Annotated in this window: 11 protein-coding genes; 8 read left to right on the forward strand and 3 right to left on the reverse strand. The window is 66.5% G+C overall.

The genetic code is table 11. The annotated features are described in order from the left end of the window. The first annotated feature begins 39 nt into the window (after positions 1–39). A complete protein-coding gene (locus tag XI08_RS32765; protein ID WP_271577569.1) occupies positions 40–1,236 on the forward strand; it encodes an MFS transporter in 1,197 nt (398 codons plus the stop codon). Here the strand turns inward: XI08_RS32765 and dgcA are convergent. Next, positions 1,206–2,201 (reverse strand): N-acetyl-D-Glu racemase DgcA, encoded by a 996-nt coding sequence (gene dgcA, locus XI08_RS32770; protein ID WP_271577570.1) that lies wholly within the window; start codon positions 2,199–2,201, stop codon positions 1,206–1,208. The genes XI08_RS32765 and dgcA overlap by 31 nt on opposite strands. A gap of 134 nt (positions 2,202–2,335) precedes the next feature. Between dgcA and XI08_RS32775 the strand changes: the two genes are divergently transcribed. Genes XI08_RS32775 through XI08_RS32785 form a run of 3 tightly spaced genes read left to right on the forward strand, consistent with a single transcriptional unit; the run spans position 2,336 to position 5,137 of the window. Further along, the gene (locus XI08_RS32775) at positions 2,336–3,469 is read left to right on the forward strand and encodes an MlaE family ABC transporter permease (protein ID WP_271577571.1); all 1,134 of its coding nucleotides are present in this window, start codon (positions 2,336–2,338) and stop codon (positions 3,467–3,469) included. 2 nt (positions 3,470–3,471) lie between these two features. Continuing rightward, positions 3,472–4,242, forward strand: a complete 771-nt coding sequence (locus XI08_RS32780; protein ID WP_027545159.1) for an ABC transporter ATP-binding protein — start codon at positions 3,472–3,474, stop codon at positions 4,240–4,242. A 19-nt stretch (positions 4,243–4,261) separates the two neighbouring features. Then, entirely contained in the window at positions 4,262–5,137 is an 876-nt protein-coding gene (locus XI08_RS32785) for an MlaD family protein (RefSeq protein WP_271577572.1), read from the forward strand. Between the two features lie 237 nt (positions 5,138–5,374). On the opposite strand, the gene XI08_RS32790 is transcribed toward XI08_RS32785, so the two are convergent. Beyond that, a complete protein-coding gene (locus XI08_RS32790; RefSeq protein WP_271577573.1) occupies positions 5,375–11,086 on the reverse strand; it encodes a negative regulator of septation ring formation in 5,712 nt (1,903 codons plus the stop codon). A 396-nt stretch (positions 11,087–11,482) separates the two neighbouring features. Between XI08_RS32790 and XI08_RS32795 the strand changes: the two genes are divergently transcribed. Both XI08_RS32795 and XI08_RS32800 read left to right on the forward strand, forming a co-directional pair. After that, positions 11,483–11,857, forward strand: coding sequence for an Hpt domain-containing protein (locus XI08_RS32795; RefSeq protein ID WP_271565442.1), 375 nt, complete (start codon positions 11,483–11,485; stop codon positions 11,855–11,857). Positions 11,858–12,027: 170 nt separating this feature from the next. Then, positions 12,028–12,348 carry a 2Fe-2S iron-sulfur cluster-binding protein gene (locus XI08_RS32800; RefSeq protein WP_074121684.1) on the forward strand — a complete coding sequence of 107 codons (321 nt, stop codon included), beginning with the start codon at positions 12,028–12,030 and terminating at the stop codon, positions 12,346–12,348. Between the two features lie 18 nt (positions 12,349–12,366). Here XI08_RS32800 and XI08_RS32805 read toward each other — a convergent pair whose 3' ends face one another. Then, complete coding sequence (locus XI08_RS32805) at positions 12,367–12,837, reverse strand: acyl-CoA thioesterase (RefSeq protein ID WP_271577574.1); 471 nt, start codon at positions 12,835–12,837, stop codon at positions 12,367–12,369. 182 nt (positions 12,838–13,019) lie between these two features. On the opposite strand from XI08_RS32805, the gene XI08_RS32810 reads away from it, so the two are divergent. Continuing rightward, a complete protein-coding gene (locus XI08_RS32810; protein WP_271577575.1) occupies positions 13,020–14,048 on the forward strand; it encodes an NAD(P)/FAD-dependent oxidoreductase in 1,029 nt (342 codons plus the stop codon). A gap of 108 nt (positions 14,049–14,156) precedes the next feature. Further along, positions 14,157–14,771: a DUF2147 domain-containing protein gene (locus XI08_RS32815; RefSeq protein WP_271577576.1), complete on the forward strand. Its 615-nt coding sequence runs from the start codon at positions 14,157–14,159 to the stop codon at positions 14,769–14,771. Positions 14,772–15,123: the final 352 nt, after the last annotated feature.

Below are 15,123 nucleotides of genomic sequence, written 5' to 3' on the forward strand. Positions count from 1 at the left end.
AACGATCACCACGATATCGACCGAATCGCAATTGGTTTGATGGCAGGCGAATCACAAATCCCCACGCAAGCCGCCGTGAAGCGGCGATTCGCCGTGAGCCTGGCCCTGTTCTACTCGGCCTTCTTCGCGGTCCTGGGCACGCATATGCCCTTCTTCCCGGTTTGGCTGAAGGCGATCGGTATCGACGCGGCCTGGATCGGCCTCATCAACGCGCTGCCGGCGATCACGCGCTTCACCACGCTGCCGCAGGTCGCGGCCTTCGCCGAAAAGCGACATGCCATTCGCGCCGGCATCATGGTGTCGGTGCTGGCGACGGCAATCGGATTTGCGGCCCTCGGCCTGCAGCAGCAGCCGCTGGCGCTGTTCCTGATCTACGGGCTGACCTGCACGATGTGGACGCCGACGATGCCGCTGACCGATGCCTATGCGCTGCGCGGCGTCGCCCGTTACGGACTCGATTACGGACCCTTGCGGCTGTGGGGCTCGGCGGCGTTCGCCGCCGGCTCGCTCGCCTGCGGTTATCTCGTAGACCACATCGCGGCGCGCGACCTGATCTGGGTCATCGTCGCGTGGGCCGTCGTTGCGGTCGCAGCCAGCCTGCGGCTTCAGCCGCTCGACGATGTCAGGCGGAGGACGACGGAGACGCATGCCGGCAAGACGCTGCTGCACGATAGCGGCTTCTGGGCCGTGATCGCCTCGGCGGCGCTGATCCAGAGCAGCCATATCGCCTTTTACACGTTCTCGGCCATCACCTGGCAGCTCCATGGTCTCGGCGGGCTGACGATCGCGGGGCTGTGGACGCTGGGTGTGATCGCCGAGATCGTCGTGTTCGCGCTGTCGCCGCGCTTCTCGCCGCATCCATCCACGCTGATGGCGATCGGGGGCTTAAGCGCCGTAGTGCGCTGGATCGTCACCGCCAGCGAGCCGTCGCTGGCGTGGCTCGCGATCGTGCAGCTCGGCCACGGCCTCTCCTTCGGCATGACCATGGTCGGCACCATGAACCTCCTGGTGCAGCGCGTGCCGTCGCATCAGATCGCGCGGGGGCAGGGCTACTACGCCGCCTGCAACGGGCTGCTGGGAGCTGCGACCTCGATCGCGTCAGGCGCGATCTACGCCCGCATCGGCGAGGGTCTGTATTACGTCATGACCGCGATGGCCGCGGCCGGCGCGGTCCTGATCTGGTCGGCGCGGCACCGGCTCAAGGCTCATCCCCACAGCGAGGAATCGGGCGGATAGACCAGGCTGTCATCATAGCGCAGGCCGTGATCGCGGTCGTGCGCCAGCAGCAGCGGGCCGTCGAGATCGACGAAGCGAGCCTGCGGCGTCACCAGCATCGCGGGGGCCATCGACAGCGAGGTCGCGACCATGCAGCCGATCATGATCTCGAAGCCGAGCGCCTGCGCCGCATCCGCCATCGCGAGCGCCTCGGTGAGGCCGCCGGTCTTGTCGAGCTTGATGTTCACGGCATCGTAGCGCTCGCGCAAGGGAGCGAGCGAGATGCGGTCATGCACGCTCTCGTCGGCGCAGACCACGAGCGGCCGCTTGATCCGCGCCAGCGCGTCGTCCTTGCCTGATGGCAGCGGCTGCTCGACCAGGGTGACGCCGACGGCGTCGCAGGCGGCAAGATTGTGCTCCAGATTGGCCTCGGTCCAGGACTCGTTGGCATCCACGATCAGCTCGGATTCGGGGGCCGCCTTGCGCACCGCCGCGATCCGCTCCGGATCGCCGTCGCCGCCGAGCTTGATCTTGAGCAGCGGCCGGTGCGCCGCTTTGGCGGTCGCCGCGGCCATGGCCTCGGGGGTGCCCAGCGAGATCGTGTAGGCGGTGGTGCGCTCGCCCGGGACCGGGCGGTCGAGCAGGTTCCAGGCCCGCAGGCCCGCCGCCTTGGCCTCGAGGTCAATCAGGGCGCAATCCAGCGCGTTGCGGGCCGCGCCCGGCGGCATGGCGGCCTGCAGCGCCTGGCGGGTGATACCGCCCGCCACGGCCGCCTGCATGGCCTCAATGGCGGCCAGGGTTGCCTCGGGGGTCTCGCCATAGCGGGGATAGGGCACACATTCGCCCCGGCCGGTCAGGCCATTCCGGCTCACTTCGGCCACAACGGTCACGGCCTCGGTCTTGGCGCCCCGGCTGATGGTGAAACTGCCGGCGATGGGAAAGCGCTCGATTCGCGCCCGAAGAGCCGGAACTTTGCTGGAAGTCATTTTGAACTCTGGCGAAATCTGAACCTGCTAGTTACCTCTAGCAACTAACGTTAACCAGTTGGGGATACCTTTTCCGGGTAAGGGCGCGTGCGCAACTATCTGATTTCCTCCGCCCCGGCACGGGAGCGGACATCTTGACTAGCGATCCGAAGCTGGAACGGATTGCGAAGGGCAACGCGCTGGCACTCTGCGCCACCGGAACCTGGACCGCGAGCTTCGCGCCGGTCCTGGAGCGGATGGTGGCGGATGCCGAGAAGCTGGCCGGCGGTTCGCAAAACATCTTCATCGACGTCTCCGAGGTCGCCAAGCTCGATACGTTCGGCGCCTGGCTGATCGAGCGGCTCCGCCGCAGCCTGACCCAGGGCGCGGTCGAGGCGCAGATCGCGGGCCTCTCCGCCAATTATTCGAGCCTCGTCGACGAGGTCCGGCGGGTCAGGGCGACGCCGGTGGTCGATGCCGGCACGATCACCATCACCGGCATGCTGGAGCAGATCGGCCGCGCCGTGGCGGGGGTCGCCGGCACGGTTGCGGGCCTGATCGACATGCTCGGCGCGGTGCTGGCGGCGGGCGGCCGCGTGCTGATCCATCCCCGCTCGTTCCGCCTGACCTCGACCGTGCACCACATGGAGCAGGTCTGCTGGCGCGCGGTGCCGATCATCGTGCTGATCACCTTCCTGATCGGCTGCATCATCGCGCAGCAAGGCATCTTCCATTTCCGCAGGTTCGGCGCCGACATCTTCGTCGTCGACATGCTGGGCGTGCTGGTGCTGCGCGAGATCGGCGTGCTCCTGGTCGCCATCATGGTCGCGGGCCGCTCGGGCAGCGCCTACACCGCCGAGCTCGGCTCGATGAAGATGCGCGAGGAGATCGACGCGCTGCGCACCATGGGCTTCGACCCGATCGAGGTGCTGGTGCTGCCGCGCATGCTGGCCCTGGTGCTGGCGCTGCCGATCCTGGCCTTCCTCGGCGCCATGGCCGCGCTCTATGGCGGCGGGCTCGTCGCCTGGCTCTACGGCGGCGTCGATCCCGAAGCCTTCCTGCTCCGCCTGCGCGATGCCATCTCGATCGACCATTTCATCGTCGGCATCGTCAAGGCGCCGGTCATGGCCGCCGTGATCGGCATCGTCGCCTGCGTCGAAGGGCTCGCTGTGCAGGGCAGCGCGGAATCGCTCGGACAGCACACCACCGCGTCGGTGGTGAAAGGCATCTTCTTCGTCATCGTCATGGACGGCGTGTTCGCCATCTTCTTCGCCTCGATCGGAATGTGACGATGGCTGGCGAGATCCAAAACCCCATCATCCGCGTCCGCGACATCACCGTGCAGTTCGGCAGCACGCGCGTCCTCGACGGCCTCAACCTCGACGTCAAGCGCGGCGAGATCCTCGGCTTCGTCGGCCCATCGGGCGCGGGCAAATCGGTGCTGACGCGCACCATCATCGGCCTCGTGCCGAAGGTGGCAGGCTCCATCGAGGTATTCGGCGTCGACCTCGATTCCTCCAACACGTCGCAGCGCCGCAACGTGGAGCGGCGCTGGGGCGTGCTGTTCCAGCAGGGCGCGCTGTTCTCCTCGCTCACCGTGCGGCAGAACATCCAGTTTCCGATGCGCGAATATTTGCGCGTCTCGCAGCGGCTGATGGACGAGATCACCATGGCCAAGCTGACCATGGTCGGTCTGAAGCCCGAGGTCGCCGAGCGCTTCCCGTCGGAGCTCTCGGGCGGCATGATCAAGCGCGTCGCGCTCGCACGCGCGCTTTCGCTCGATCCGGACCTCGTTTTCCTCGACGAGCCGACCTCGGGCCTCGACCCGATCGGCGCCGGCGACTTCGACGAGCTGGTGAGGACGCTCCAGCGCACTTTGGGCCTGACCGTTTTCATGGTAACGCACGACCTCGACAGCCTTTACACCGCTTGCGATCGCATCGCCGTTTTAGGGAACGGTAAGATCATTGCGGCAGGGTCGATCGCCGACATGCAGGCCTCGCAGCATCCCTGGCTGAGGCAATATTTCCATGGCAAGCGCGCCCGCGCGGTCATGGGCTGAGTGGTAGCCGGAGCACCTGATGGAAACGCGGGCGAATTACGTACTGATCGGGTCGTTCACGCTGGCAGTGATTGCCGCGGCGATCGGCTTCGTGCTGTGGTTTCAGTCGCTGCACACCACCAAGCAGCGCAGCCCGCTGCGCGTCGTGTTCGAAGGCCCGGCGGCCGGCCTGCGCAACGGCGGCAGCGTCAATTTCAACGGTATCCGGGTGGGTGAAGTGGTCTCGGTGAAGCTCGACAACCCGCGACGGGTTGTCGCACTCGCCATGGTCGAGAACAACACCCCGCTCCGCAAGGACACCCTGGTCGGCCTCGAATTCCAGGGCCTGACCGGCGTCGCCGCGATCTCGCTCAAGGGCGGCGAGGAGGCCGCGCCCCCGCCGCCGCTCGACGAGGACGGCATCCCGTCGCTGACCGCCGATCCCAACAAGCTCCAGGACGTCACCGAGGCGATCCGCGGCACGCTCCAGAACATCAACAAGATCGTCGCCGACAATCAGGAATCGGTGAAGAACTCGCTGAAGAACCTCGAGACCTTCACCAACTCGCTGGCGCGCAACTCCGAGAAGATCGACGGCGTGATGGCCAAGGTCGACGGCGTGATGCTCAAGGCCGACAGCCTCATGCTCGGCCTCAACACGCTCGCCGGCGGCAAGGATGGCGGCGAGCTGTTCCAGGCGGTGAAGTCGATCCGCGAACTCGCTGACGATTTCGACAAGCGCTCCGGATTGCTGATCTCGGACGGCCGCCGCACCCTCGGCGACATCAGCCGCGCCGTGAACAATTTCGACCGCAACCCGACCCGCGTGCTGTTCGGTGCCAGCAACAGCGCGCCAGCAGCCGCTCCGCAGCCCGAGCCGCCGAAGCCGGCGGCGAGCGAGCGCAAGAGGCAGTAGGCGTTTAGTACACGGACCTCACCTCGTCATTGCGAGCGCAGCGAAGCAATCCGGACTGCCTCCTCGGAGACAGTCTGGATTGCTTCGTCGCAAGAGCTCCTCGCAATGACCGTGCTTGTAGGGACTCCGCGATCCACCGACCCGCATCGAATGGTTGGCCCGATGACGAGCTCAAAGCAAAAACGGAGGCGGCGAGGCCTCCGTTTTCATTCGCTATTCGTTGTCGCTACCTGCCGCTCACCCCAGCCGGCCCGCCGCATGCGCGAGCAGGGTGTAGACGAGGCCCGTCTCCGAGGTCAGGTGGCTGCGCAGCTCCTGCGGGCCGCGGCCGTCGCGGGCGACTTCGTCGAGCAGGCGCTCGAACTCGGCGACGTAGCGGTCGACCGTGCCCTTGAAGTTGCGGTCGGCGCGATACTTGCGGGCGACCTCGTCGAAGGCCTTCTGGCCGGCGGGCGTGTAGAGGCGCTTGGTGAAGGCCTTGTTCTCGCCGCGCTGGTAGCGGTCCCACATCTCGGCGGCGAGGTTGCGGTCCATCAGCCGGCCGATGTCGAGCGACAGCGATTCCAGCGGATTGCCGTTACCTTGCGGAGCCTGCGGCTGCGGAGCCGGTGCAGCCGGGCGGCCGCGCGGGGCCTCACGGCCGGTCGGAGCGCCCTGGTTGGCGTCCGTACGGTTCAAGAGGTCCGACAGCCAGCCGTCGCGGCCCTGGTCGTTGCCGCCAGGTGCAACCGGCGGGGCTTCGGTGCGGCGCGAGGTGGCCGGCATGCCGAGGTCCGGCGGCGGCAGCGTCGAGGCGCTGCCGGTGTCGCGGATGCGGGTCTCCGTGCTGCGCGCGCCGACGGCCGCCAGCATCGGCTCTTCCTGGCGCTGCACGCTGGCGCGGCCCGCCGTCGAGACGTCGAGGCCACGGCCATGCTGGGCCACGATGCGGTTGAGCTCGGCGAGGGCCTCGATCTGGTCGACGATCACCTTGCGCATCTGCGCAGTGCTCTCGGCGGCCTCCTGCGGCATCTCGAGCACGCCGCGGCGCAGCTCGTTGCGGGTGGCTTCGAGCTCGTTGTGCATCTCGAAGGCCATCTGCTTCATGCTGGAGACGAGGTTGGAGAACTTCTCCGTCGACTGCTTGAACATCGCATCCGCCTCGTCCGTGGTCTGGCGGTAGATGTCGTGCATGGCGTCGAGGGTCTGCCGGTGCTCTTCCTCGGATGCCGCGCGCACCGCCTCGAACTGGCGGGTGATTGCGGCGGAGCCTGCGCCGGCGGTCTCCGCGACGACGCGGGCGATGTCGCGGGCACGCTCTTCGGCCGCGGCCAGCGATTCATCGAGCAGGCCGGTGAAGCGCGACAGGCGCTGGTCGAGATCGGCCGTGCGCAGGTCGATCGTGGTGACGAGCGATTCCAGCGCCTGCTTGCGTTCGGCGAGCGAGGCGGTGGTGTTCTTGTTGCTCACCTCGACGACCTGGGCGGCCTCGACGAGCGCCTTGCCGTGCGCGTCGAACTGGGTCGACAGCTCGCCGAGATCCTGGAGCGCCCGCGTGGTCTTCGTGTTGAAGACGTTGAGCTGGTCTTCCAGGTTCTGCGTCGCAGCGCCGTTGCGCGAGGTGACGTCGTTCATCGCCGAGACGAAGTCGGCAACACGGGTCACCAGCGCCCGCTCGAGCGAGTTGAGGTTGTCGTGCGCACCGGTCAGCACCTCCTGGAGGAGGATGTTGCCTTCGCGCAGACGCTCGAACAGGGCGACCGTGTCGGTGCGCAGGATCTTACTGGTCTCCTGCATCTCGGTGACGGCCGCGATCGAGACCTGGCGCGACTGGTCGATCGCCGCGCGCGAGGCCTGCTCGAGGTCCTTGAGCGACTTGCCGACCGCGCCGGTGGCGATCTCGCTCGCCGCGTTGATGGTGCGGGCGACTTCCGAGCCGTTGCCCATCATGGTCTGCGAGAACGCATGGCCGCGCGTCTCGATCGACTTCAGCGCGTCGGAGGTGACGCGGTCGATGTCGAGCGTGAGCTGGCTGGTCTTGGAGCCGATCGCATCGACCAGGGCGCCGCGCTTGGCGTCGATCATGTTCGACAGACGGTCGGCCTGCTGCTGCACATAGGTGACGATCTCGTCGGTCTTGCCGGTCATGGCCTGGCCGAAGCTGCTGCTGGCGGCGAGCACCGAGCGCTCGACGTCGGCAGAGCTCGACTTGACCCGCGAGCTCGCCTCGTTGGAGGCGGAGATCAGCGCGTTCTGGGCGTTGAGCGCGCTGGTCTGGATGTCGTTGGTCGCGTTCGCGGTGGCCGCGCTCAGCGCACGCTCGATCTCGGTCGAGATCGTGCGGATCTGGCTCGCGGCATCCGCCGAGGTCGAGGTCAGCGAGGTCTGGGCCTCACGCGCGCTGTTGAGGATGGTCGAGGCGGTGTCGGCGCCGACCGCGGTCAGCGTGCGCTCGATGTCCGTGGTCAGCGACTTGATTTGGCCTGCCGCGTCCGTCGAAGCGGAGATCAGCGTGCCCTGGGCCTCGCGCACGCCGCTGGTGAGCGCCTCGATGGTGGCGCCGCCGGCGGTCGCCAGCGCGCGCTGCATCTCGGCCGCGAGCGAACGGACCTGGCTGGTCTGTTCGGCCGAGACCGCGAGCAGGGTGCTCTGGGCGTCGCGGGCGCTGGTCGTGATCGTCTCGGCGGTCGACTGGCCGACCTGCGAGAGCGAACGATGCACTTCGGCCGCGAGCGACTTGACCTGGCTCGCCGCATCCGAGGACGCCGTGACCAGGGTGTTCTGCGCCTCGCGGGCGCCGGCCGTGATGGTCTCGGCCGTCGCAGTGCCCGCCATCGAGAGCGAACGCTGCACATCCGAGGACAGTGCCTTGATCTGGTTGGCGGTCTCGCTCGAGGCCGCGATCAGCGTGCTCTGCGCATCGCGGGCGCCGGCGGTGATGGATTCCGCTGTGGTGGCGCCGGCCATCGACAGCGAGCGCTGCACGTCGGCGGTGAGCGTCTTGACGTGGTTGGCCGCGTCCGAAGATGCGGTGACGAGCGTGGTCTGCACATCGCGGGCACCGGCCAGGATCGAGGCTGCGGTCGCAGAACCGGCCGCCGACAGCGTGCGTTCGACGTCGGATGCGAGCCCCTTGATCTGGTTGGAGGCATCGCCGGAGGCGGCAACCAGCGTCGACTGCGCTTCGCGGGCGCTGGTCAGGATAGAGTTCGCAGCACCGGTGCCGACCGCGGTCAGCGCGCGCTCGACCTCGGAGGAGGTCATCTTGAGCTGGGCGTTGACGTCGGAGGAGACCGTCATCAGCGACTGCTGGGCGGTGCGCGCCCCGGTCTGGATGGTCTCGCTGGTGTTGACGACGAGGTTGGTGAGCGAGCGCTCGGCGTCCTCGACATGCGAGCGGATCGCGGTCGAGATCATCTCGGCGCGGGACATCATGTCCTCGCTGGCCTGGCGGCCGCTGCTCTCGATGCGGCCGGCGACGGCCTCGACGCGCGAGCCGAGCAGGTCCTCGAACTGCGCCACGCGCACGTCGATGTCGCTGGCGACCGAGCCCACCTTGGTCTCGATGGCCTGCTGGATGTCCTGGAAGCGCGCCGTGACCGTGTCGGTCAGATGCATGCTGCGGCCGTCGATGATCTCGGCGACGCCGGTGATGCGGCGGTCGACCGCCTCGATCGCCTGCGCGGTGCCGTCGGTGAGCGTCGAGGTCAGGAGCGTGAGGCGCGTGTCGATCGACTGCACGGCCTGCGACGCGCCGTTCGTCAGCGCGGTGGTGAGGTAGGTGAGGCGGGAGTCGATGGACTCGAGCGCCTGCGAGGCGCCGCCGGTGAGCGTCGTCGTGAGGTGCGTCAGGCGCGTATCGATCGTCTGGATCGTCTGAGAGGCGCCGTCGGTCAGCGACGTCGTGAGGCTGGTGAGGCGGGAGTCGATGGACTCGAGCGCCTGCGAGGCGCCTCCTGTCAGCGACGTCGTGAGATGAGTGAGGCGGGAGTCGATCGACTGGATCGCCTGCGTAGCACCGTCGGTCAGCGACGTGGCGAGCGTGTTGAGACGCCCGTCGATGGTCTCGGTGACGGACCTCGCGCGGGTGTCGAACGACTGTTCGAGTGCGGTGACACGGCCGCCGAGCTGCGCGTCGAAGGTCTTGATGTGGCCGTCGATCGTGCTGTCGAGGCTGGCGATCTTGCCGTTCAGCGAGGCATCGAGGTTGGTGACGCGTTCGCCGACCGTGGTCTCGAACTGCATCAGGCGCTGGTCCAGTACGGCCGTGATCTGGCCGCCGTTCGAGGTGAAGCGGGTGTCGAAATTGTCGACATAGGTCTTCAGCGTCTCGGCGATGTCCTGCGTGCGCTGGCCCATGCGCTCGACGACTTCGCCGCCGAACGTCTTCACGGTGCGGTCGAACTCGGAGATGTGACGGGTGATCAGCGCGCCCAGCGTGCCGGAGTCGCGGGCGAACTTCTCGACCAGCTCGGTGCCCTGGTTCTTCACCAGTTCGTCGAAGGCGCTCATCTGGAGCGACAGCGAGTCGTGCGCGGTCTCGGTCTGGCTGACGACCTTGGCGACGAGGGTGTTGACGGTGGCGTCGAGCGCCTCGCTCGCCTTATCGCCGGAGGTCATGATCTGGTTGGCGAGCCGGTGACCGGCGTCGTCGATCTTGGCGGAGATGTCGTTGGAGCGCAGCTCGAGCTCGAGCAGCAGGGAGTCCGACGAATTCTTCAGGCTATCGTGCACCTGCTCGGTGCGCTCAGAGATGCCGTCGACGATCGCGGCGGAGCGCTGCTCGAACTCGCCGGTGATGCGGTCGATGCGCTCGTTCAGCATCTCGTGGACGCGGTCGGCGAGGTCGACGAACTCGTCGTGGACGTGGCCGGTCTTGAAGTTGAGGCTGGTGGTCAGCCGCTCGCTGGCATCGAGCACGGCGCGCGTGGTCTCGTTGCTGGCTTCCTCGAGGCGGTCGAGCAGGTCGCCGCCGCGCTCGCCGAGCGCGAGGATCATGTTGTCGCCGGCATTGCTCAGGGCGCCGGTGATGTGGGCGCCGCGCTCTTCGAGAGCGCCGGTGATGCTCTTGGCGACCTCGTCGACGCGCGAGGCGATCGCGTCCGAGATTAGCGCGATGTCGTGGCGCAGGTCGATCTGCACGCCGGAGATGGCGCTGCGGACCTGCTCGGCCTGGCCGACCAGGTTGTCGCGCTGATGCGCGATGTCCTGGAGCAGGGCGCGGATGCGCACTTCGTTGTCGGAATAGGCGCGTTCGAGCGCGGCGACCTCGTTGGCCACCAGCGTCTCGAGCTCGCCGGCGCGCGCAATCGCACGCTCGATGCCGTCGCCCATCGCCGCGACTTCGCGGCGGATGGCCTGGCCGACGGTGACCATGGAATCGGAGGCCGAGCCCTCGGGCTCGGAGAAGCGGATCGCGACCTGCGCCATCGCCTGCGCGATCATGCGCATTTCCTGGCCGCGCCAGACCAGGCTCGCGAGGAAATAGAACAGCATGATCGGCGCGAAGAACATCGCGATCAGGCCGGCGACGACGAGGACGCCGCCGCTCTGGCCCATGGCGGCCTGGATCGAGGGCAGGAAGCCGACGGTCAGCGCGGCGCAGGCGGCGAGCCAGACGCCGGCGAAGATGGTGGCGAAGGTATAGACACTGCGGGCAGGGCGGCCCTTCTGAAGCGCCTGGAGCAGCTGGCCGATGGTCTCGCGATCGTCATTGGCGGCGCGGCGCGTCGAGCGCGGCTCCTCGATCGTATCGAACACGGTGGCCCGCTCGTTCGCGGCAGGGCGCGGCTCGAAGGTCGGCTCGTCAAAGATCGGGGGCTCCGGGGGGGACACCGACGACGCCGTTTCGTTGCGCATCGAGGCGTTGCGGCTGGTGTCCGCAGCGGTGTCGCTGATGTTCAGGGCTTCCTGGATCGCAGAAAGCGCAACTTCTGTCGGGTCTTTGACCTTTTTCGGAGTGTTCGCCATGTTCAGTCCGAGCCCTCGTTACTTGTACGCGTCCCCCCGCGAGCCCCGCGCGCTACGCAAGCCCACAGACCGGATCATGCCGCTTGCGCGGATCATCGAGCCGTCCCCACCCGGACGGCTTGTCCGCCAATTTCTGCAACATCCTATTGGCAGAGCGTCGCGAATGAAATGCCTGCGATTAAGACAATCTTAATCATCGTTAACAGGATCGCGCCCTAACGCCTTAGCAACAAATGGAATTCTCCACCGGACTCGGCCGATTGAGGCAAGTTTTTGTCAATAAACGGGCGTAGTTACGTCAAACGACCCAAACATTTCGTTAACCATTTCCATGCTTGGGTGGGAGGAACCGCGCCGCCGAACCGGCGGAACCGTCGCGATGCCGGGGCCTGCGCCATGACGCCTGAACTGCAACGGATGGAATGGATGCCCTCGCCCCCGCTTGCGCCCGTCGACAGCCCGCTCGATCTCGACCACCTCTCCCGCATGACGCTCGGCGACGCCGAGCTGGAACAGGAAGTGCTGGCGATGTTCGCCGAGCAGGCGGTTCGTCTGCTTGCCGCGATGACCAATTTGCCGGCCGAGGCCGGCGCGCTCGCGCACAAGCTCAAGGGCTCGGCCCGCGGAATCGGCGCCTTTGCCGTAGCTGACGCCGCCGCTCACCTGGAGACCGCGATCCGGACCGGCCACGACCGGCTCCCCGCCTTCGCCGCGCTGAAGGAGGCCGTGGCCGAGGCCCGCGCCGCCATCGAGGCGATCCTGAAACACTAGGCCGGCAACCCCGCAAACGGCGGTGTCCCTAGTCTTTTGTTTTGACGCGTTTTCTGCACGCAAACCGGGATCCAGCTTGCATCAAAACGCTATGGCGCCGGGCTAACCGACCCGTTATAGGACAGCCCGGACCCTCCTTCATTCCCAACATCGCGGCAGCACGAGCACACATGGCCAAGATCCACTTTGTCGACCACAAGGGCGAAACCCGTACGGTGGAAATCGAGAACGGCGCAACCGTGATGGAAGCCGCCATCCGCAACAGCGTCCCCGGCATCGAGGCCGAATGCGGCGGCGCATGTGCCTGCGCGACCTGCCATGTCTATGTCGACGAAGCCTGGCGCGAGAAGGTCGGCAGCCCGACGCCGATGGAAGAGGACATGCTCGACTTCGGTTTCGACGTGCGCCCGAACTCGCGCCTGTCCTGCCAGATCAAGGTCTCCGACGAGCTCGACGGGCTGGTCGTGGCGACGCCGGAACGCCAGGCCTGATCCGACCGTCCCGCTCCGTCAGGTGCTCGGCGGCGCGACCTCGATGCCGCGCTTGTGCCAGGGTTTGAGCTTCTCGACGATCTCCGCGGTCAGCGGCGCCGGACGCCGCGTCGCCTCGTCGAGCATGACGCCGACCGACATCGCCGAGGCGATGCATTTTCTTCCCTGCGAGAACACGACCTGCTCGAAGGTCACTGACGTCCGTCCCAGTTTCACCACGCCGAGGCCGAGCTCGATCGTGTTCGGCCAGTGCAGCTCGGCGCGGAAATGGATGTCGAGCCGCACCATGATCCAGGCGAGGCCCGGCGGCGTCAGCCCGTAGTCCGGGCTCTTCATCAGCGTGACACGGCCGGTCTCGAAATAGGTGGCATAGACCGCGTTGTTGACGTGCTGGTTGGGATCGAGATCGCCGAAGCGGACGTTGTCGCTGAGGCGGTACGGGTAGTCCTCCAGGCGCGGCGTCGTATCGAGGCGGCTTGGTGCGTTCACCGGTTGATCTCCGTCATATCCAGCCTCGTTACAGCCCAGTTATTTTGACCCGGCAAGTGGGCGCGGCTGCGGGGCGCTCCCGCTTTTATGCCTTCCCTGATCCATCCCCGTTGGCTAGACAGGCAGGGTCACCTCTGCCCAAAGGGCGCCGTCCAACCGATAACGACCGATAAAGAGACGACATGAGCGACGTGATCAAAACCGATGTGCTGATTATTGGCGCCGGCCCCTGCGGCCTGTTCGCCGCCTTCGAGCTCGGCCTTCTCGACATGAAGACGCATTTCGTCGACATCCTCGACAAGGTCGGCGGCCAGTGCGCCGAGCTCTATCCGGAAAAGCCGATCTACGACATTCCCGGCATTCCGCATGTTTCGGGGCAGGGGCTCACCGACGCGCTGATGGAGCAGATCAAGCCGTTCCATCCGACCTTCCATCTCGGCGAGATGGTCGAGACGGTGGAGAAGATCGGCGATCCCGCATTTCGCTGCACCACCGACGCCGGCAAGGTGTTCGAATGCAAGGTGCTGGTGATCGCGGCCGGCGGCGGCTCGTTCCAGCCCAAGCGTCCGCCGGTGCCGGGCATCGAAGCCTATGAAGGCACCTCGGTGCATTACGCAGTGCGCAAAATGGAGACGTTCCGCGACAAGAACGTGCTGATCGTCGGCGGCGGCGATTCCGCGCTCGACTGGACGCTCAATCTGCATCCGGTGGCCAAGCGCATCACGCTCTTGCACCGTCGCGACGAATTTCGCGCAGCCCCTCACAGCGTCGAGCAGATGCGCGCGCTGGTCGCAGGCGGCAAGATGGATCTCCGGCTCGGCCAGGTCACTTCGCTGGCCGGCACTGAGGGCAAGCTGACCGGCGCGACGATCAAGGGCAACGACAACAACGTCACCGAGATCGCCTGCGACGCCATGCTGCCGTTCTTCGGGCTGACCATGAAGCTCGGTCCGGTCGCGAACTGGGGCATTGCGCTGGAGAACAATCTGGTGCCGGTCGAGACATCCGCGTTCGAGACCAACGTTTCAGGCATCTTCGCCATCGGCGACATCAACACCTATCCCGGCAAGATCAAGCTGATCCTGTGCGGCTTCCACGAGGGCGCGCTGATGTCGCAAAAAGCCCATCGCTACGTCTATCCGGAGAAGCGCCTCGTGTTCCAGTACACGACCTCATCCTCCAGCCTGCAAAAGAAGCTCGGAGTCGGCTGACCGCGAGCGGGGCTGGAGCGCGATGCCGCATGTTTCTGGTGCTGGAACCGTTCGCGAAATCGCCGTAGTCTTCGGCCATTCCAGTCGTGGAATAGCAAGGTGATCATAATGCGGAATCCGTTTTCCAGCTTTCGGCTGCTCTCGCTCCTCGCGCTCGCGCTGTCGTTCGGCGCGGTGAGCCTGGCTGCGGCGCAAGCCCAGGTTGCGACGTCGGCCCAGCCAACCGCCGCGGGCCTCTGGCAGAAGGTCGAGGACGGCAAGACGGTAGGATGGTTCCTCTTCATCGACCACAACGGTGTGTTCGAAGGCGTGATCGCCAAGACGTTCCCGCGGCCCGGCGACGATCCGAACGAGGTCTGCGCGAAGTGCACGGACGATCGCAAGAACTCCCCGGTGCTCGGCCTTTCCTTCATCCGCGACATGAAGCGCGACGGGTTGAAATATGACGGCGGCAACGTGGTCAATCCGCGCGACGGCAATATCTGGAAGGCCAAGATGACGGTGAGCCCCGATGGCCAGACCCTGACCATGCGCGGCTTCCTCGGCATCTCCCTGTTCGGCAAGGACGAGACCTGGACGCGCCTGCCGGACGCCAACATCGCGCAGGTCGATCCCGCCATCGTCGCCAAATATCTGCCCGCACAGGCCGTAGCGACCAAGCCGGCTCCCGCGCCCGCGGCGAAGAAGGGCGGCGCAATGATGGCGCCGGCGCCGAAGCAGTAGGCTCTACTGCCGTTGCTTCACACGCCGCCGTCATTCCCCGCGACCCGGCTACGCCAAGGCTTCGCCGGGGTTGAGGTCGAGGGGCGCCGAAGCTTTAGCGTAGGCGGCAGGCGGGGAATCCAGTACGCCGCAGCCTCTCGATTCAATCACGTTCGTCACGGAGTACTGGATCGCCCGCCCCAGTGCGCAAGTGCGCACAAGGCTGGCGATGACAGCTGAGTGTGTGGCACGTGCGCGCCTCATCTCGTCATTGCGAGCGTAGCGAAGCAATCCAGTTAGGTTGCTCCCGCATTCTCTTGTAGCCCGGATGAGCGAAGCGATATGCGGGACCACTTGTCCCGGGTGCCGCTGC

It is taken from the genome of Bradyrhizobium sp. CCBAU 11361, assembly GCF_028128935.1.
GTDB classification, from domain to species: domain Bacteria; phylum Pseudomonadota; class Alphaproteobacteria; order Rhizobiales; family Xanthobacteraceae; genus Bradyrhizobium; species Bradyrhizobium niftali.